16 protein-coding genes and 1 pseudogene are annotated in these 19358 nt (G+C 62.7%); 8 read left to right on the forward strand and 9 right to left on the reverse strand.

Going from position 1 to position 19358, the window contains the following annotated elements; genetic code table 11:
- The 4 genes from HGQ17_RS11030 to HGQ17_RS11045 form a co-directional block, all read right to left on the reverse strand.
- A partial coding sequence (locus HGQ17_RS11030; RefSeq protein WP_168888000.1) for a hypothetical protein occupies window positions 1–308 on the reverse strand: 308 nt, incomplete at its 3' end.
- 353 nt (window positions 309–661) lie between these two features.
- Window positions 662–1291 carry a LysE family transporter gene (locus HGQ17_RS11035; protein WP_168888001.1) on the reverse strand — a complete coding sequence of 210 codons (630 nt, stop codon included), beginning with the start codon at window positions 1289–1291 and terminating at the stop codon, window positions 662–664.
- Window positions 1292–1320: 29 nt separating this feature from the next.
- Window positions 1321–1986 (reverse strand): AraC family transcriptional regulator, encoded by a 666-nt coding sequence (locus HGQ17_RS15920; protein ID WP_168888002.1) that lies wholly within the window; start codon window positions 1984–1986, stop codon window positions 1321–1323.
- A 21-nt stretch (window positions 1987–2007) separates the two neighbouring features.
- The gene (locus tag HGQ17_RS11045; RefSeq protein WP_168888003.1) at window positions 2008–2412 is read right to left on the reverse strand and encodes a RidA family protein; all 405 of its coding nucleotides are present in this window, start codon (window positions 2410–2412) and stop codon (window positions 2008–2010) included.
- 672 nt (window positions 2413–3084) lie between these two features.
- Between HGQ17_RS11045 and HGQ17_RS11055 the strand changes: the two genes are divergently transcribed.
- Window positions 3085–3651 (forward strand): cysteine hydrolase family protein, encoded by a 567-nt coding sequence (locus tag HGQ17_RS11055; protein ID WP_168888004.1) that lies wholly within the window; start codon window positions 3085–3087, stop codon window positions 3649–3651.
- On the opposite strand, the gene HGQ17_RS11060 is transcribed toward HGQ17_RS11055, so the two are convergent.
- Window positions 3648–5375, reverse strand: coding sequence for an ABC-F family ATP-binding cassette domain-containing protein (locus HGQ17_RS11060; protein WP_168888005.1), 1728 nt, complete (start codon window positions 5373–5375; stop codon window positions 3648–3650). The genes HGQ17_RS11055 and HGQ17_RS11060 overlap by 4 nt on opposite strands.
- Window positions 5376–5600: 225 nt before the next feature.
- Here HGQ17_RS11060 and HGQ17_RS11065 point away from each other — a divergent pair.
- The 3 genes and pseudogenes from HGQ17_RS11065 to HGQ17_RS15740 all read left to right on the forward strand — a co-directional run bounded on the left by HGQ17_RS11065 (window position 5601) and on the right by HGQ17_RS15740 (window position 10908).
- Window positions 5601–6997 (forward strand): annotated as a pseudogene (locus tag HGQ17_RS11065) (MFS transporter).
- A gap of 9 nt (window positions 6998–7006) precedes the next feature.
- The gene (locus tag HGQ17_RS11070) at window positions 7007–9307 is read left to right on the forward strand and encodes a molybdopterin oxidoreductase family protein (RefSeq protein WP_168888006.1); all 2301 of its coding nucleotides are present in this window, start codon (window positions 7007–7009) and stop codon (window positions 9305–9307) included.
- On the forward strand, window positions 9304–10908 hold the full coding sequence (locus HGQ17_RS15740) for an FAD-dependent oxidoreductase (protein WP_168888007.1): 1605 nt from the start codon (window positions 9304–9306) through the stop codon (window positions 10906–10908). The genes HGQ17_RS11070 and HGQ17_RS15740 overlap by 4 nt, the downstream gene beginning before the upstream one ends.
- Here HGQ17_RS15740 and HGQ17_RS11080 read toward each other — a convergent pair.
- Genes HGQ17_RS11080 through nirB form a run of 3 tightly spaced genes read right to left on the reverse strand, consistent with a single transcriptional unit; the run spans window position 10905 to window position 15505 of the window.
- A complete protein-coding gene (locus HGQ17_RS11080) occupies window positions 10905–12059 on the reverse strand; it encodes a uroporphyrinogen-III synthase (protein ID WP_168888008.1) in 1155 nt (384 codons plus the stop codon). The genes HGQ17_RS15740 and HGQ17_RS11080 overlap by 4 nt on opposite strands.
- A 9-nt stretch (window positions 12060–12068) precedes the next feature.
- The gene (gene cobA, locus HGQ17_RS11085; RefSeq protein WP_168888009.1) at window positions 12069–12854 is read right to left on the reverse strand and encodes a uroporphyrinogen-III C-methyltransferase; all 786 of its coding nucleotides are present in this window, start codon (window positions 12852–12854) and stop codon (window positions 12069–12071) included.
- Window positions 12851–15505, reverse strand: a complete 2655-nt coding sequence (gene nirB, locus HGQ17_RS11090; protein ID WP_168888010.1) for a nitrite reductase large subunit NirB — start codon at window positions 15503–15505, stop codon at window positions 12851–12853. The genes cobA and nirB overlap by 4 nt, the downstream gene beginning before the upstream one ends.
- Before the next feature lie 227 nt (window positions 15506–15732).
- On the opposite strand from nirB, the gene nirD reads away from it, so the two are divergent.
- From nirD to HGQ17_RS11110, 4 genes are read left to right on the forward strand one after another with little or no spacing between them, the layout of a single operon-like run.
- Entirely contained in the window at window positions 15733–16116 is a 384-nt protein-coding gene (gene nirD / locus HGQ17_RS11095; RefSeq protein WP_324615266.1) for a nitrite reductase small subunit NirD, read from the forward strand.
- A gap of 14 nt (window positions 16117–16130) precedes the next feature.
- Window positions 16131–16874, forward strand: coding sequence for a sirohydrochlorin chelatase (locus HGQ17_RS11100; RefSeq protein WP_168888012.1), 744 nt, complete (start codon window positions 16131–16133; stop codon window positions 16872–16874).
- A gap of 59 nt (window positions 16875–16933) precedes the next feature.
- Window positions 16934–17566, forward strand: a complete 633-nt coding sequence (locus tag HGQ17_RS11105) for a flavin reductase family protein (RefSeq protein WP_168888013.1) — start codon at window positions 16934–16936, stop codon at window positions 17564–17566.
- Entirely contained in the window at window positions 17563–18096 is a 534-nt protein-coding gene (locus HGQ17_RS11110) for an SRPBCC domain-containing protein (protein ID WP_168888014.1), read from the forward strand. The genes HGQ17_RS11105 and HGQ17_RS11110 overlap by 4 nt, the downstream gene beginning before the upstream one ends.
- Before the next feature lie 3 nt (window positions 18097–18099).
- Here the strand turns inward: HGQ17_RS11110 and HGQ17_RS11115 are convergent, their stop codons facing one another.
- Window positions 18100–19320: an aminotransferase class I/II-fold pyridoxal phosphate-dependent enzyme gene (locus HGQ17_RS11115; protein ID WP_168888015.1), complete on the reverse strand. Its 1221-nt coding sequence runs from the start codon at window positions 19318–19320 to the stop codon at window positions 18100–18102.
- Window positions 19321–19358: the final 38 nt, after the last annotated feature.

Consider the following 19358-nt stretch of genomic DNA (forward strand, 5'->3'; position numbering starts at 1 on the left):
TTCGGCAGATGCTCGCGCACGTATTCAGCGGAATTGAGGATGGCGGTAGCGGTCTGCTCCGTGGTCTCCAGTAAGAGGGCCGCATGCCGGTTAGCCTCGTGTGCGGTGGCTCTGCGGTAGTGGATGTGGTCCCGGGCGACTTCCCGCTGGCGGTCTTCGCGGTCGTCCAGCAGGCGGATGATCTGGCGGGCTGTTTCTCGCCGGATATTGATGGTGTGGTTGTGGAGAGCAGCTAGTGCTGGCTCATGCATCAGATGAGCCACACGCTCCGGTACCTCCGGGCGGGGGAACTGCTGGTCATCCTTCATACAACCCACGCTACCCCTGGGGGCGGACATGCCCAGATACCAGGCAAATCCTCTGTCTGGGACCACTTTCTATATCCACAAAACCACTGTAGGTGGAGGGGTGGACACGGCCATGTACCGGGCCAATGCCCGGGTAGGGTCTTCCGCTGAATTTGATCTCTTTCTCCATAACCCCACATTACTTTGGAGTCCGGACATGACGATGTTCCACCCAAGAACACAGGGTTCTCAGTGCATCTCATCGCCTGTTTAAACTCCATGCATTAACGCTATATGGATGGGTGGACACGGCGATCTTCCGCGGCTTGGATTGGCTCTTTGTCAGTTGGGGGAGAGGGGTTCTCTCTGCCGGATTAGTCGAATGCCTGGATGGCGAGGAGAACTGCCATAACGATCAGGGCAGCACCTGCTCCGCCTTCGATGACCCGGGTCCACCGCTGACTCATTGCTCTGCGCAACCCCGCGATGAATCCGGCGCAGATGAAGCACCAGAGAATCGATGAGGCCATAAACGCCGCGAAGAACACCAGCAGAGCGCTCATGGCGGCTTCCTCGCCAAGTGCGCCACCAACCGCGCCACCAGCGCCGCCCCAGTAGACCACGTTCCATACACTGCCCAGTGACATCAGCGCCCCGGCTACCAGAGGCCCGCGCATAGCACTGCCGGCCGACTGTGCAGCAGGATCCTCAGTTGCAGGTGGCCGCCACGCGGCGTAGAGGCCCTGCCCACCGAGAAACAGCAGCACCAGACAGCCGGCCAGGGTGATGGGGATATGCCACTGGGGCTGGGTCAGCAGGGCCGCAGCCCCTGCAAGTCCCAGGACTGCCCAAGCGGCGTCGCCCACAAGCGAACCGACTTGGACTGCTAGCGCGGGCCGAAAACCACCCCGAACACCGCGTCGTAGCGATTCAGTGAAGACAGGACCCGGAGCAGCATTGAACACCAGGCCCAGCCAAAAACCGGTGAGAATAACTTGAAGCATGTGGTCCACTGTGCTGCAGCTTAGGTCACTCAGTCTTGAACGAAATCGACACAGCCCGCCCGGCTCCGGAATTGGCGAGGTGTCTCTGCGTATGCAGCCCGAAAGTGGCGGTGGAAGTGGGCCTGATCAGCGAAACCCAGATCACTTGCGATAACTGATACGGCTTGCCCGGAGCGGAGTCGCCGTCGCCCCTCTCGTATACGCGGCTGCAGATGCCAGGCATATGGGGTCAGCCCCACAGGCCGCTCCACTGGTTTTCTCTGACGGGCTCGGTGAAGAGTCTCGGCAATCACCCAAGCGGTGGTTTCATGGGCAAGGCGCTGGTCCAAGCTGAGATAAGCGGACCGGAGAGCCTTGGCCAAGCCAGCATCCTCAACTACAGGGTCTTCCACCTCGACTATTTGCTGACCGACGAGTGAGCCGGCCACCTCCGGCTCCAAGTAGACGCTAAAACATGCCCACGCGCTGCCATCCGACGTCACCGCGGTCGAGCTCTGCACCTGTCCCGGGTTGTAAATAGTGATCGCGTCATGCCCTACTTCAGAACTGTCCCGATCCAACCTGACCTTCTCTCGGATGATGGAGGCACTGTTCACTGAGATGACAAACTCGTCATGGGAATGAACGGGAAAGCGATCCCCAGCAGGAGTGAATCGCTCCACGGCCAAGGAGCCGAGAGAATTTGTAGGCGGCATAACTCAATCCTTGCACGGGGTCTAGGGCCTGGTGGCCACCGCCTCCACCTCAACCAGCTGATCGTCATAACCCAGAACAGTCACGCCCATCAGCGTGCTGGGCACATCGTGGCTGCCGAATGCATCCCGCACCACCTCCCAAGCCGCTACGAGATCGGCCTGCCGGGAGGATGCCACCAATACCCGAGTGCTGATCACATGCTGGAGATCAGCCCCGGCCTCATCCAGCGCGGTCCGCAGATTCTCCACACATTTGGCAGCCTGGCCGGCGTAATCACCAACGGCCGCAGTGGAACCGTCAACCTTCAGCGGGCAGGAGCCAGCCATAAAGACCAGCTCAGCATCTGCGGGCACAACAGCCGCATAGGCATATTCGGCGGCGTCGGTAAGCCGGTCTGAGCGGATGAGCTGCACAGGTGAGGTCATGGGGTCTCCCATTGTCGAGGGGTCAGATTCATAAAACGAACGGCGTTCGGATAAGATCCTAGCGTGAGTTATTGGGAACATCGCAAACCAGTACAGCGGTCTAGGTCTGTAGACATAGAGAGCATCAGTTCGGCCTCAGTGGAACTTCTAGATGACGGTGGATTGGGTGCCCTGACAATCCGGGGGGTGGCTCAACGGCTGAGGGTTGCTCCGGCCAGCCTTTACTCGCGGGTGGGCTCAGTTGAGGACCTGTACGACGTAGCCCTTGATGGCGCGTTGGGTCAGGATGCGGCGTTGCTCCGTGCAGTCGAGGGGGCCTCAGTCATGGAGCTGATGCTCGAATTTCATCGACATCTGGTGGAAAAACCCTGGGCATGTCAGGTTATTGCGATGCGAGCGCCCAGGGGCCCAAATTATTTGCGACTTTCGGAGAGGATGTGTGAGCTACTCGTTCAGCGTGGTGACAGCGATCCCCTGGGAAGCGCGTATGTTTTGTCTAACTTTGTGATTGGAAGTGCGGCTACCCATCCGATGGCAGGCAGTGAACGAGCTGCACCCGTCGATGCAGGCCTCGCCCCCCTTTACGCAAAACTGCACATGGAGCATTCTGTGGTCCCCGAAACAATTGTGAGACAAGGATTACTAGCTCTCTTGGCCGCGTAGGCTGTGGTCATGGAGCAGACACCCACGACGGCTCGGCCGGCGCTGCTGGTCATCGATGTTCAGCAGGGATTCGACGACGCCGAGTATTGGGGGCAGCGGAACAACCCCGACTGCGAGACCCATATCGCCGCGCTCATCCAGACCTGGCAGGCCAAAGACCTGCCCGTGGTCTTCGTCCGGCACGACTCCAGTGACCCCGAATCCCCACTGCACCCCAGCAGTCCGGGAAACGCGTTGCGACCGATCCTCAGCGGCGAACCCCAGCTGCTGGTCACCAAGAGCGTGAACTCCAGTTTCCACGGCAGCCCCGACCTCCACGCCTGGTTGCAGCAGGAGAACATCAGCGAACTGGTCATCTGCGGAGTCACCACCAACCACTGCTGCGAAACCACCGCTAGGGTCGGCGGCAACCTCGGCTACGAGGTCTACTTCGCCCTCGACGCCACCCACACATTCGATAGGACCTCACCGGCAGGAGCCGTCATCGCCGCCGATACCCTCAGAGAGGTCACCGCCACCAACCTCCACGGGGAATTCGCCACCGTCACAACAACCGCTGCTCTGACCAGCGACTAATCCCCACCCAGCGCCAGGGTCTGTCCCTGCCAAGTCCGGCGTAGCCACCGGTCATGAGAGGCGACGACGACGGCGCCCGGATAATCCGGAACTGCTGCCTCCAAACGAGTGGCCAGCTCCAGGGGGAAATGGTTAGTCGGCTCATCCAACAACAGCACCTCCGGCGGATCGGCCAGCAGTACAGCCAGCTCCAGGCGTCGCTGCTGACCAGTGCTGAGCAGTCGAAGCGGCCGCTCAAAATCCCTGGGATGAACGAGACCAAAGGTCGAAAGCGGCACGGCCTCAGCGCGCTGGGCGCCCACAAGATCCACATAGGTCTGCTCAACTGTGCGATCACCGCCGCGGTCATGGGGATCAGGCAGGTGAACCTCCTGGCGAAGAGTGCGAACCCGTGCGCTCTTCTGCCAGGTCACAGTGCCAGAAGTAGGGGCAAGATCCCCAGAGAGCACAGCCAGAAGCGTGGACTTCCCACAGCCATTGGGTCCGGTGATCAACAGTTTCTCCCGCGGAGCCAGGCTCAGTGATGTCACGGGCAGACGGTCCTGAACGGTGGCTTCCGAAGCAGTCAGGATTGAGTGTCCATCAGAAACCGACTTTGGGTATTCCGCCCCGGCTGGCAGCCCGCGGAAGATCAGTGGCTGCGGGGGTCGACGGACCTGCTGCTTCTCCAACTCCGCCAACCGGGTCCGAGCGTCATTGACCCGCCGACTGACCACCTTGGCGTTCCGGTCGGCATAGAACTTCTGAGCCATCCGTATTTCACTGCGCGGTTTCCAATCCTCATGGCCCACCGTCTGGTTCTCCCGGACTGAGGCGCGCAGCCGCTTCAGCTCAGCCTGTTCATCCCGGTACTGGCGCTCCCACCGCTGCCGGGCATCAAGACGGGCATTCAGATATTCGGTGTAGGTCCCGGAAAAGCGAGTCACCCCGATTCCTGTGCCCGCACCATCCTGGATGAGATCCACCGAAACCTCATGCGGCACAGGGGAGGGGTCGAGATCCACCAAGGTTGTGACTGCCTCATCAAGGAAGGCGCGGTCGTGACTGGCGATCAGCGCCGGACCGTTCCATGAGGCGAGGACCCCACGAAGATAGGCGGTGGCGTCGTCGTCGAGATGGTTTGTCGGCTCATCCAAGAGCAGCAGATCCGGTGCGCTCAGCAACACCCACACCAGGGAGAGCCTCGCCCGCTGACCACCGGAAAGTACTCCGGTCGGACGGTCCCGGGGCAGATGCCCCAGACCGATACCGGTGAGCATCTGGGAGACCCTGGCATCAACAGTCCAGGCACCCAGCTGCTCGGCCCGCTCTAAGGCGGAGGCGTACTCAGTGCTCAGGGCGGGATCCTCGGGATTCCGGGCCAACCGGTCAGCGGTCTCATCAACTGCAGCAGCAGCCCGCCGAGAAGGTGCGATCGCAGACTCCATGGCCTCACCAACTGTCTGAGCCGAGCTGAACGGAGGCTCCTGATGCAGCAGGCCAACCCGTGGGGAATCAACCCCCGGTACGGTCAGCTGAATCTGCCCGCCATCGGGAGTGATGAGGCCGGCGAGGATACGCAGCAGTGTGGACTTCCCCGACCCGTTCTCACCGATGAGCCCCACCAGCTCACCATGGGAGACGGTGAAGGATATATCGGTCAGAACCCGGAAACCGCCAAAGGTATGGGAGAGACCAGAGACCCGAAGATGCGAAGCAGGACGTGAAGAAACAGTAGAAGACATCAGTGAACCTTTGAAGTGATACGAAATCCCCGCCGGGTATAAACCTCAGGGCGCGGGGCTGAAAAGGATCACTACTGCTTCATGTCCGCCAGTGTAGCAAGGGCGGTGCATTGGCCACCGAAGGGCCCGGACCTCACAGAGAAGGTTGTGGTCGATGAGCCCTATTTTTCACGGACGAAACACTCCTACGTCGTGGTTGAAACATTGCATTGGGACTGTGGACCTATGCAGACAGAGGTACGGCAGGCAGACGTTCGCAACGCTGAGGCGCCCACTGACCGGTTGGTCGTGGAGAAGGGTCGCTGGATCACCAACTGGCAGCCCGAGAACCGCGAGTTCTGGGAGGGGCCGGGACGCCCGACGGCGCGCATCAACCTCATCTGGTCGGTATTCTGCGAGTTTCTCGGCTTCGCGGTCTGGCAGGTCTGGTCGGTCACCGTGGTGTTCCTGCCCGCGGCCGGCTTCGACCTGACCAGCGCCCAGCAGTTTTGGCTGGTCTCCCTGCCGCCGCTGGTCGGGGCGACGATGCGCATCCCCTACAGCTTCACGGTGGCGCTGTTCGGAGGCAGAAACTGGACGGTGGTCTCAGGTCTTCTGCTGCTGATCCCCACCATCGCTATGACAGTTGCTCTCTCTCCTCCTCGGAGACACCGGTCTGGGCGCTCTTCCTGATTGCCGCGGCGGCCGGCTTCGGCGGAGGGAACTTCGCCTCCTCGATGGCCAACATCACCTTCTTCTACCCGGCTCGGGAGAAGGGGGCAGCACTGGGAGTCAACGCCGCCGGAGGGAATCTCGGAGTGGCAGTCGCCCAGTTCACGGTGCCGATCGCGATCACCGCCCTGGCCTTCGGTCAGTTCAGCCCCAACCTGCCGGTGGCCGGCCTGATGTGGATCCCGCTGATCCTGTTGGCATCCTGGGGTGCGTGGAAGTACATGCATAACCTCTCCCACGCTAAGAACGACGTGAAGGGCTCGTTCTCGGCGCTGAAGGAGAAGCACCTGTGGGTTATCGCGCTGATCTACATCGGCACCTTCGGCTCTTTCATGGGCTTCGGCTCGGTCTTCCCCACGCTGATCAGCCGTGAGTTCCCCGAGTTCTCCGATTTCCAGATCCTCGGAGCAGCCCTCTCGCTGGCCTTCCTGGGACCGCTGGTCGGCTCCCTGGCCCGCCCCTATGGCGGCAAACTCGCTGACCGCGGCGGCGGAGCCCGGATCACAATGCTGAGCTTCATCGCCATGGCAGGTGTGACTGCTGCTGTCGTGCTGACGCTGCCACTGGGCAGCTTCTGGATCTATCTGATCCTGTTTCTGACGCTGTTCACCCTTACCGGTGTGGCCAACGGCTCCAGCTACCGGATGATCCCGCTGGTCTTCCGACTTTCAGTCTCTCCGGACTGCCGGGTGGGTCATGAGCGAAAGGCCTCGGCCGCGCTGGGCTTCATCGGCGCAATCGGCGGCTTCGGCGGCTTCGCCATCCCGCAGGTGCTCAGCGCCTCCAACGAGGCCACCGGCAGCTTCGACACCGCTTTCTGGAGCTTCGCCGTGGTCTACCTTGGTCTGGCCTTCCTGACCTGGGCGGTCTACATGCGTCCGGGAACCGTCTTCGCCCGCGAGCAGGTCTGAGGAACCCCTATGACGACGACGCCGGCGGCAGACCACACCGCAGAGCGGGGGAGCACCAGGACGGTCACCACCCACTGCCCCTACTGCGCGCTGCAGTGTGCGATGAACCTGACAGTGCGCGAAACCCCTGGTCAGGAGACCGGCTTCGAGGTGGAGGGGGCTGCCTTCCCCACCAACCGGGGGCGGCTCTGCCGCAAGGGCAACACAGCCGCCGAGCTGCTGAAGAACCGCGGGGACCGGATCACCGCCCCGTTGATCCGCAGCCGCAATGCCGCCGGGCAGCGCACCGGCGCTTTCGAGGAGACCACCTGGTCCCATGTGTTGGACCATATTGTCCAACGGGTCCGGCAGATCCAGCAGGAGCGGGGCCCCGACGCCATCGGCGTTTTTGGCTCCGGTGGTCTGACCAATGAGAAGACATATTCACTCGGCAAATTCGCCCGCGTAGGGCTGGGTACCTCACAGATCGACTACAACGGCCGGTTCTGCATGTCCTCGGCATCGAAGGCCTCCACGCTGGTCTTCGGACTGGACCGGGGGATGCCCTTCCCGCTGACTGACTTGGACGGTGCCTGCACCATCCTGCTGCTGGGCTCCAATGTGGCCGATACGATGCCGCCCTTCGTCCAGCACCTTGAGGGCGCCCGGGACAAGGGTGGGCTGATCGTGGTGGACCCGCGGCGCTCCAATACCGCAGAACTCACGGCCGACGGCGCCGGACTGCATGTGGCACCAGCCCCGGGAGGAGATCTGGTGCTGCTGCTGTCGGTGGCCAATGTGATCATCGAGGAGGGCTTCGCTGATGAGGACTATCTCACCCAGCGGGTCAACGGTGTGGCCGAGTTCCGCCGCTCAGTCTCGCACTGGTGGCCCGAACGGGCCCAGGCAGCCACCGGGGTCGGGGCTGATCAGATCCGCAGCGTGGCCAGGAAGTTGGGCCATGCCGCCCGCGCCGCACGGCATGGCGGGGATCCGGTCTACATCCTGACCGGCCGCGGAGTGGAGCAGCACCGCGACGGCACCGACACCGCCCGTGCGGCGATCAGCCTGGCCCTGTTGCTGGGCCTGCCCGGGGTCAGCACAGAGGGCCGTCCGCGAGGCGGCTACGGCACGCTCACCGGTCAGGGCAATGGCCAGGGCGGCCGTGAGATGGGGCAGAAGTCGGATCAGCTGCCGGGCATCCGAATGATCGCCAAGCCGGGGGACCGGGCGCATATGGCCCAGGTCTGGGGCGTGGAGGAAACCTCGATCCCTGGACCCGGCAAGCCGGCCACACAGTTGCTGCACACTATGGGCACCGTGGATGAGCAGGGGGTTCCCAAGGGCGTGAGCGCCCTGCTCGTCCATGGGTCGAATATCGCGATCTCAGCCCCAGACGCCGGCCGGGTTATTGAGAACCTGCGTGCTTTGGATCTCTTGGTGGTCGCCGACTTCTTCCTCTCTGAGACCGCTGAGGAGGCCGACGTCGTGCTGCCGGTGCTGCAGTGGGCCGAGGAGGATGGCACGATGACTAACCTGGAGGGACGGGTGCTGCGGCGCCGCAAAGCTGTGGAGCCGCCGCCGGGGCCGCGCTCCGAGCTGTGGATCTGGTCCGAGCTGGCCCGCCGGCTGGGGAGCCCCGCGCAGTTCCCGGTGGACCCCCGGGAGGTCTTCGAGGAGATCCGCGATGCTACTCGCGGAGCCGCCGCCGACTATTCGGGCCTGGACTGGGACCTCATCGACGCCGGCCACGCCCCCTATTGGCCCGTGCCCTCTTCTACTCTCTCCGGGGAGGAATCGCTGACCGGTGAGCCGGTGGTGGGCACCTCCCGGATGTTCCAGGAGCGCTTTGCCCATGCTGACGGCAGGGCTCAGCTCAGCGCGATCCGTCCGCGACGACAGGCCACGCCCCAGGCTGGTGAGCTGACCTTCACCACCGGCCGCGTCATGGAGCACTACCAGTCAGGGACCCAGACCCGGCGAGTCCAGGCGCTGCAGGACACCCATCCGGAGGCAGTACTGCAGGTACACCCGGCCACAGCCAATCAATACGGGCTTGTGGAAGGCAGCTACGCCGTGGTGGAGAACGCCCAGGGTGCGATGGTCGGCGTCGTAGAGCTCGACGACGGGATCCGTGCGGATACGATCTTCGCGCCCTTCCACTTCCAGGGAAGCGGGACAGCGAATCTGCTGATCCGCGGGCTGACTGATCCGCACAGCTCGATGCCCGAGTTCAAAAACACCCCGGCAGTGATCCGCCCGGCGGTTCAGGGCGAGATTCCGACTGATCAGACACCGGAAGGGCGACAGAAGGAAGGGGCGCAGACGTGAGTCAGAGTGGGGTCCCGCATGTGGTGGTCATCGGCTTTGGGCCCGTGGCCTCCCGACTGATCGAGGAGCTGATGCCGGAGATCCAGGCCGAATCGCTGCGACTCACAGTCATCGGCAGCGAGGATCGGGCGGCGTATCAGCGCATCCGCATCGGTGACGTCTCCGTGGGACGAGTGGAGCCCGAGGAGTTGGCCATGGATGAGGTCGCTTCCCTGCAGGCCGCAGGCGTGGAAGTCCTGCTTGGTGTGGAGGTGACCGCCGTGGACACAGTCGCTCATACGGTCACTCTGGCGGAGAAGACGCTGACCTACACCAAGCTGGTGCTGGCCACCGGAGCCGAGCCGATCCTGCCGAATATGTCAGTGGAGCTGCGTCGCGACGGGCATATCGACTACGAGCTCAAGCCCACCGGCTATCCGAACGGAGTCATCGCGCTGCGGGATATGGAAGACGCCCTGCGCATCCGCCGCGCCCTGGAGAAACGTGAACCTGTGGTGGTGCTCGGTGGCGGTGTCCTCGGGGTGGAGGCCGCGCTCGCCGTCGCAGAGGTGGGAATCCCGGTGACCCTGCTGCACCGCGGCAATGTACCCATGGGGCGTCAGATCGACACCGAAGCCGGCATGCTTCTGCGCCGTGAGCTGATGCGGGCCGGAGTGGATATCCGTTCTGCCTGCGACCTGACGACAGTGGTCTCTGAGGATGGAGAGCTCACGGCAGTGCGCACCTCGCTGGGGGAGAAGCTGCCGGCCTCGCTGCTGGTGACCTGCACCGGGGTCAAGCCCAGGGACGAGCTTGCCTCCGCGGCCGGACTGCCGGTGAAGTGGGGGATCGTCACCGGGCGTGATGCCCGCAGCACCGGTACCCAAGAGGGCCACGGCGATGTCTTCGCCGTCGGCGACTGTGCGGCCGTGGACGGGCGCGATCCCTCAGGGCTGATCGCCCCGGGCTGGCTGCAGGCGGAGGCGGCAGCCACCTCGCTGCGTCAGGACCTGGGCTTGGTTCCGGAGGCGGAGCTCGACGCCGCAGGGACCCCGGTGGAATTCGAGGCCGGGGCCGGTTTTGCGCCAGCGCCGGGCGGGCTGGACGTGGTGCTGATGAAATCGAAGACGCTGAACGTGGCCTGCGCCGGCGACACCTCCCATGACCCCTGGGATATCGACCCCTGGGACCCGGCTGCCCCGACGGTGTCCACCTGGTCAGATCCCAAGCATGGACAGTACCTGCGGATCGTGACCGAGCCGGTGAGCGCCGGCGACGACGCCGCGGGGGAGCGGCTGTTGGGCTTCGTCTCAGTGGGGATGCCGCGTTCGGCGGCGGAGCTGGCCATGCACGCCACCCGAGGCACAATCCCCGTGGCAGACAGGACGGCACTGCTGGCTGCCGAACACGCCACCAAAGAGGCTGAACTGGGGCCGGAGGATGTGCTGTGCCGCTGCGCCGGCACCACGGCTGGGATGGTGCAGGAGGCCGCCGAGACCTGCTGCCGGACAGTGGAAGAGGTCAGCGCCGAGACACGTGCCGGAACCGGCTGCGGCACCTGCCATAAGAACATCGAGAAGATCCTCGCCACCACCGGTGCCCCGGGGGAGGTCAAGGTTTAGACGACCAGGCGGTAGCCCCGTTTGACGACAGTGCCGACAACCTCTGAGACCGGAAGCGACTTTCGAAGCCGCGAGATCAGCATCTCCAGGGCATGTTCACTGTCACAGAGCGGCAGTACAGCCAGGAGTTGATCCCGGCTCAAGACTGTTCCACCGGCCATCACCAACTCACGCAAAAGGGTCAGCGGGGCTGGCGAAAGCCGTACGGGGTCGGCTGAACTGTCCGGAAATTCCACCTGATGCCCCCGGATTTCCATCGGTCCCTGGGCAGTCTCCGCGCGAAGAATATGGTGAGTCTCCAGGTGGTCGCAGACTTTCTTGATCATCGCGCCAAGTCGCCACCGGTGCGGAATGACAGCCTCAATCCCAGCATCCGCCAGGGGATTGGCCGTTACGCCTCCCACGGCGGCGGAGAGGACATCAGTCTGCAGAGCCTCGACCAGATCCTCTCGCTTCCCGTATTGCTGGGCGACACCGAGAAAGGCGTCAACAGCAGGAGCTGCCGTGAAGGTGACCATATCGAGCTGGCGCTCGATAACAGCATCAATCATCTTCAGCAGGTCGGAATCCTCCGGTGGCTTACTCCACGTATAAGGCATAACCGTCAAGACTTTTGCTCCGGCCTGTTCAACCCGGAAGACCTGCTGATGGTTCAACATCCCATGCAGTTGGAATACAACGGTCTTGCCCCGGATATCCTGCTCCAGCAGCATATCCAGCACCGTGTCGGTACGTTCGTCCTCCGCCGCGCCGTCATCGTCGAGCCCAGCAGCGCGTACTGCGCCCCTGGCTTTGGGACCTCGGACCAGAATGCTTGAATTCTGCAGTACTTCGTAGAGATCGCCCCAGGTGCCATATGTATCGGCAGCCTCCGCCCAACGGCGCATACCGTAGGCAGTGGTGATGATAGTGAAGTCTGGTTTCGCAGCGATCACCGCATTGGTGTCCTGCTGCAGCGTGATGGATTCGGTCAGGGAAGTAATGCGCAGAGCGGGGGAGTGCATAACCTCAGCGCCCCGGCGTTCAAATGCAGCGATCAGCTCTTCACTGCGGCGGTCGGAGGTAACGCCTATGCGGAACCCGGAGAGCGTCTGAGGCAGCCCCGGAGCTGAGACCGGGGGGATTGCTCCTTCTTGTACCTGCTGAGCCATATTGGCCAATCACGCTGCCGCTTGCGTCGCTTGCAGGATTCTCCCGTGGGCCGCAAGGCTCTGCTGATAATCCGTGCTGCTCTCGGCCAGCCTGACCACCTCACCGATCACCAGAACAGCCGGCGGGCGCAGCTTCTGAAGAGCAGCCACCCGATTCAACGAGGCCAACGGACTGAACGTCACCCGCTGGGTGGGAAGACTGCCGTTCTCAACAATTCCCGCTGGTGTCTCGGCCGAGAGACCGTGACGGAGAAGTCCGTCCACCGTATGAGCCAGCGTGCCAATCCCCATCAGGATCACGACAGTTCCACTCAGCCGGGCCAGCCCGGAGAACTCGTCCTCAGTCAGCGGATCATGGGCTGAAATGACAGTGAAGGCTCGATTGACCCCACGAGCGGTCACCGGAATTCCTGCCGCGGCCGGGACGGCCACTGCTGAGGTGACTCCTGGGACCACAGATACCGGAAGACCAGCATTTCGACAGGCAGCGATCTCCTCACATCCTCGGCCGAAGACAAACGGATCGCCACCCTTCAGCCGGACAACATGCTTGCCGGCAAGGGCAGCGTCGATCAGCATGCGATGAATATTCTCCTGAGTGACTCGGTGATGACCGGGGCGTTTGCCAACGTCGAAGAGGTCAGCCTTCGGTGCCCACAGACTCAGCTGGTCAGTAGGTGCCAGCCTGTCGTAGAAGACCACATCAGCCGTTGCCAATACGTCCCGGGCCCGCACGGTCATGAGGTCAGCGGCTCCGGGGCCACCACCCACTAAGGTCACCGAACCCGAGGTCATCGCAGACTCCTTTCACCGACTGTGGAAACAGAATCGTTCTGGAACTCCTGGCGTACTGGGATCGTGGGGCCCACGAGGACGAGGTCCCCCGATTCCCGTTCGCGGTCAGTGGCCGGACGAATCTGACCACGTTCCAAGACATACTTCAGATCGGTGTCTGGGGCCTCTGGGGCATTGACAAAGCTGCGGAACCGACGAAGTTTCTCGGGGTCCCGGAGGGTGGCAGCCCATTCATCCTCATAGCGATCCAAATGCTGGGCTATCGCAGCCTCCAGATCACCAGCGATTCCCAGTGAATCGTTCACCACGACGTCGTAGACATGGTCCACACCGCCGGGCAGATCCTCAATCCAGCGGGCAGTTCGTTGGAGACGATCTGCGGTGCGGATGTAATACATGATGTAGCGGTCGATATAGGCGACCAGCGTGTCGTCATCCAAGTCTTTGGCCAGAAGCTGGCCATGGGTGGGATTGGCTCCGCCATTGCCGCCGACATACATATTCCACCCTTCGGAGGTGGCAATGACGCCGACGTCCTTACCGCGGGCTTCGGCACATTCCCGAGAGCAGCCTGAGACGCCGAACTTCATCTTATGCGGCGAACGCAGCCCCTTATATCGATTCTCGAGGAAGATGCCCATGCCCACTGAATCCTGGACCCCATACCTGCACCAGGTGCTGCCCACACAGGACTTCACATTCCTGAGGGCTTTGCCATAGGCCTGACCGGACTCGAAGCCGGCATCAACCAGGCGCTTCCAGATTCTTGGCAGTTGTTCAAGGCGGGCACCGAAGAGGTCAATGCGCTGAGCCGCCGAGATTTTGGTGTAAAGACCGAAGTCCTGAGCAACCTCAGCTATCACCGCAAGCTTATCGGGGGTGATTTCACCGGCGGGGATTCGGGGCATGACAGAGTAGGTGCCGTTCTTCTGCATATTCGCCAGCGCACGGTCATTTGTGTCCTGGAGCCCGCCTCGGCCGCTGCCCAGAATGTACTCATCATGCATTGCAGCCAACATCGAAGCGACCGCCGGTTTACAGACATCACAGCCGAAGTTCACTGAGGAATCGGCGGGGCTGCCGAACCGGTCGACGATCTCTGTGAAAGAGCGCAGATCAGCAGCACGGACGGCCTCGAAGAGCTCAGTCCGAGACTGCAGGAAATGCTCACACATGGCCGTGGAGATCTCCAGGCCAAGTTTGGTCATCTCTGTCTCCATGACCTTTTTCGCCACGGGAATGCAGGATCCACACTGTGTGCCCACGGCAGTACACGCCTTCACAGACCCCATATCAGTGCAGGGAGCGGGGAGTCCTTCCCCGGCGACAGCCTGCCGAACCTCGCCGGCACTGACATCCTTACAGGCACACAGCTGGGCGTCGTCGGGGAGTTCAAGGTCCACTGAGCTTCCACCGCTGGCAGCTGAGAGGAACGCACCGGGTTCTGCCGGCAGTTCGCGGCCCAGCAGAGGTCGCAGTGCAGTGTAGGGGCCAGCATCGCCGACAAAGACCCCGCCGAGAAGAGTGCGGGCATCATCAGTGACCACCAATTTCTGATAGATCCCGCCTGCGGGATCGGCGTAGACCACCTCCAGGGCCTCCGATGTCTCCCCAAAGGTGTCACCGAAACTGGCTACATCCATTCCAGCCAGTTTGAGCTTTGCGGCCGTGTCGAATCCGGTGAAGGAGGCCTCGCCTTCGCAGAGCCGGTCAGCGACCACCTCAGCCATGGCATTGGCCGGAGCAACCAGACCCATGCAGATGCCCTGATAACTAGCGACCTCTCCGATTGCCCACACCCCCTCTGCGGAGGTTTGGCACTTCTCATCGATGACGACGCCGCCGCCTTCGGCTATTTGTAGGCCGCCTTCACGGGCCAGCTCGTCCCGGGCAGAAATCCCGATGGCGGCCACGACCAGGTCACAGGGGAGGTCAGCATTGGTGGAGAACTCCAAGGTATAGCCGAAGGTGCCGCCCTGGTTGATGCGAAGGGCCTGTGGGCGTTCACCCATCTGAAGGTGGTAGCCATCCTGAGTCAGCAGTCGGTTGAGGGTTCGACCCCCACCTTCGTCCAGCTGCGCATTCATCAGGTGATTGCGGGAATGCACGATGGTGACCTCTGCTCCGCGGCCGGCCAGTCCTCCAGCGGCCTCAAGGCCCAGGAGACCTCCGCCGATCACCGCACAGTGTGGAGCTCGGCCCAGTTCGTCATGTAGCTCCGAGACACGATCAACCAGCCAGTCCACGTCCTCGAGAGTGCGGTAGACCGCAATACTCTTGGCTCCGGGAATAGGCGGGCGCGGAGCGGTGGATCCAGTGGCCAGCACGACGTCGTCGTAATTTTGGGTCTCACCAGAGGCCAAGGTGACAGTTCGGGAGGCTGCATCGAAGCCAACCACCTTCGTATCCGTATACAGGCTCACCCGTGGGTCCTGCCAGAGTTCAGGTTCGCCCAACAGCAGGGCGTTGTCCGGATCATCGAAGCGCTTCGACAGAGCCACCCGATCATAGGGTGGGGAGCCCTCCTCAGAGAAGACGCTGATCTGCAGACGGTGATTCTCCCGGGACAGCAGGGCCTCAGTGAGCCGGTGGGCAGCCGGTCCGCCGCCGACCACAGCAATGCGGTGCTCAGTGGATGAAGGTGTAGACATGTGGGAGCCTTTCGCAGGGTATCTCCGGTGAAAATCCACGGTATGCAAGGCCGATTTCAGGCGGATAACCCATATGTGAGAACGAGGTGACCAGGTTCTCACCTCTGTGTGACAGTCTCGTGAGGTCTGTGTCACTGAGGTGTTACATCCCGGTGTTCAGAGCGAAATCCGCTCCTTCTACTCTGGAGTCAGCAAGTAGTCCTGACCGCTGTCGGAAGGAACGCATGGTGAGTACAGCAACACTGGAACATCAGGCAGCTCCCTGGGGTGCAGAAGGGGCGGAGGCCGGCACATGGCATACCGTCTGTGACCTGGCTGAACTGGAACCCCTGTGGGCGGAGGGTGCACTCATCGAAGGCATCCAAATCGCGATCGTCCGACTTCCTGATGACCGGGTCTACGCCGTCGACCATTGGGATCCTCGAGCGGGCGCTAATGTCATGGCCCGCGGGATTGTCGGTTCAGCCCAGGGCCAGCCGACCCTAGCATCGCCGATTTTCAAGCAGGTCTACGACCTCACCACCGGCCAGTGCATCTCTGAGGAGGAGGCGCCTAGCCTGCGTACCTACCCGGTAGATGTGGTTGAGGGTCTGGTGCGGGTTCAGGTCTAGGGAGGCGAAATCCAATGACTGTACCTCCGGCCCCAGCTCTGGCGGCCATTTCCCATGGAACGGCGTCTCCGGATGGCCAGGCAGCCGTTGCAGCCTTGGTGGGGGCCACCCGGGACCTGGCTGGGGGAAACGGCTCCGTCAGTGACATCCGACTCGGCCACGTAGACGTTCAAGACCCTGATGTGCCGGCAACTTTGTCAGCACTGCGGCCCCAGCAGCCTGCAGTGCTGGTGCCGCTGCTGCTGTCGGCGGGATATCACGTCAATGTGGATATGCGTCAGGCAGCAGAGGGAGCCGGTCGGCCCACCACGGTGACCGGTGCTTTGGGGCCGGATCCGCGGTTGGCAGCAGCTCTTGAACAGCGCCTGCGTGAGGCGGGCGGAAACCCAGAGGAAGATGTGCTGATCCTCGCTGCGGCAGGCTCCTCCCATCAGAACGCCGTCGTCGATGTTCAGGCCGCCGCCCAATTGTTGCAGGACCGCCTGAATCGAAGCGTCCAAGACGCCTACCTAGCTTTCGCCTCGCCACATGTGGCAGAAGCGGTATCCGCTGCTCGTGCGGAGAATCCTCAGCGAAGGATCGCGGTGATCAGCTATCTGCTGGCCCCGGGGTATTTTCAGGATCAGCTGAAGAAGCAGGGCGCCGATCTCGTCACCGCGCCACTGTTGGATATTGCCGACCACGGACCAGATGTTCCCCAGGGACTGCCGGAAATCGTCCTAGAACGATTCCAGCAGGGGCTGGCTGGCCTCTCCTAGCAGCTTCTGAGAAGGTCAGTGGTGGGCCCAAGCCGCTGATGAGCATCAAGGAGTTGCCGATGAACCGCGAGTACCACTTCTACGAACCCGCCAAGGGACATGGATTGAGGCACTCGCCTTTCAACGCCATCATCGCCCCGCGACCCATCGGATGGATCTCCTCCCAGGACACCGCCGGGCGGCTGAACCTGGCCCCCTACAGCTTCTTCAACGCCTTCAACTACGTCCCACCGATCATCGGCTTCGCCAGCAACGGAGCCAAGGACACCTTGGCCAATGCGGAGGCCTCCGGAGAATTCTGCTGGAACCTGGTCAGCGAAGCCCTCGGTACCGCCATGAACACGACATCCGCTGAGGTGGGTCCCGAGGTGGACGAATTCGAGCTGGCCGGGCTGACCCCGGCTGAGTCCCGGGTGATCAGCACTCCACATGTGGCCCAGGCCCGCGCAGTTTTCGAATGCCGCACCACCCAGATCATCCCGCTGACCACTGCCGAGGGCGAGCAGACAGTGACCAGTGTGGTCTTCGGGGAGGTAGTCGGCGTCCATATCGACCAGAGCCTGCTCACCGACGGTATCTACCAGACCGCCGCAGGTCAGCCCCTGGTCCGCGGCGGCGGACCCACCGCCTACTTCACCATCGACGAGCAGAACCGGCTCGATATGAAACGCCCCGCAAAGGAGAGCCCATGAGCGACCAGAAACCCGGCTACGGAACCCAGGAAACCGTCGACGGCGCTCCCGCGCTGCGTTTTGTACGCACCCTGCCGTACTCCCAGCAGCGGATCTGGCAGGCTGCCGCGACCCCATCCGAACTGGAACAATGGTTCCCGGCCGCCGTCGAATGGGGTCCGGAGACCGGAGAGACTCTAGAGGCTTATGGCATGACCGGTGAGGTGATCGAAGCCCAGGAGCCCAACCTCTTGGTCTGGACCTTCAACGGTGACGGCTTCCGGTTCGAGATCACCGGGGATGAGGAGGCCACACAGCTGACCTTCGTGCATATCTTCGGCGACCCCGCCACTCCCGCAGCCCAGACCGCCACCGGGTGGCATACCTATCTCGACCGGCTGGAACCGGTTCTGGAGGGTCATCCGATCTCCGAGGAAGCCGCCCACGCCGGGTGGGGAGACCTCCACGAGGAGTACGCCGAACTCTTCGAGGACGATCCCACACCCGGACGTGAGTTCTGGGCGAAGCTGCAGAAGCAGCTCAACCTCTAGGCCTCACTTGAGCGGTAGGTCCGCCTGCAGTCGCTCAAGGGCGGTCTCCACTGTGGAGCGGTGCTTGCAGAAGGCGAACCGGACCAATCGGTCCAGCTCAGCGGAGGCCTCATTCTGCTTGGTCAGCGAGGAGACCGGAATCGCAGCGACCCCGACCTCGTTATTGAGCCGCCTGCAGAACTCATCAGCGGGCAGATCACTGATCGGGGAGATATCGGCCAGCACGAAGTAACCGGCCTGCGGATTCGAAGTGGTCAGCCCCACTGACTGCAGTCCCTCGATCAAGAGGTCACGGGTGCTGGTCAGCTGGGCACGGTGCTCGGCGAAGAACCCGCGGTCATCGACCAGCCCCTGGGCAGTTGCCCACTGATAGGCCGGGGCAGAGCTGAAGGTCAAAAACTGCTTGACCCCGCGCACCCGGTTGACCAGCTCAGGGCTGCCAGTCACCCAGCCGACCTTCCACCCGGTCAGCGAGAAGGACTTCCCCACGGAGCTGACCGCAACAGCGACCTCATCGGCTCCGGGCAGTGTCAGGATCGGGGTGTGTTCGGCGCCGTCGAAGAGCAGATGCTCATAGACCTCATCACACATCACCACCACGCCGTGGGCGCGGGCGGCATCGATCACCTTCTGCATCTCCGCAGGAGTGAAGACCGTGCCGGTGGGGTTATGCGGGGTGTTGAGCAGGATCATGGAGGTCTTCTCCGAGATCTGCCCGATCAGCGCATCCACATCGGGACGGAAATCCGGAGCGCTCAGCGGCAGGCTGGTCAGCTGCGCCCCGGCCAGGGCAACAATCGCCCCATAGGAGTCGTACCAGGGCTCAAAGGTCAGCACCTCGGAATCGGCCTCGGCGAAGGCAAGAATAATCGCAGCGATCCCCTCGGTGGCACCGGTGGTGAACAGCACCTGGCTGGCCGGATCCAACTGAAGACCATAGTGCCGACGCTGGTGCTCGGCCACCGCCTCACGGAAGACCGGCAGACCGATACCGGGTGGGTACTGCTGATTGGGGCCGGTGGCCTCGTCGGCCACGGCATCGGCAGCGGCCTGACGCAGCCACTGCGGACCCTCCGCATCGGGGAAACCCTGGCCCAGATTCATCGCCCCGGCCGCGATCGCAGCACCGGTGGTCCGCTCGTAGATTGTGGGCAGAACCGCCCCCGAACCCTCGTCGAAAGTATTGGCGCCAGCTGCAGATCGTTTCCAAGGTGGTGTAGACATAGGCTCAATCTTATGGTCCGCCCGTGTCATGATGAGTC

It is taken from the genome of Nesterenkonia sedimenti, assembly GCF_012641515.1.
In the GTDB taxonomy this organism is placed as follows: domain Bacteria; phylum Actinomycetota; class Actinomycetes; order Actinomycetales; family Micrococcaceae; genus Nesterenkonia; species Nesterenkonia sedimenti.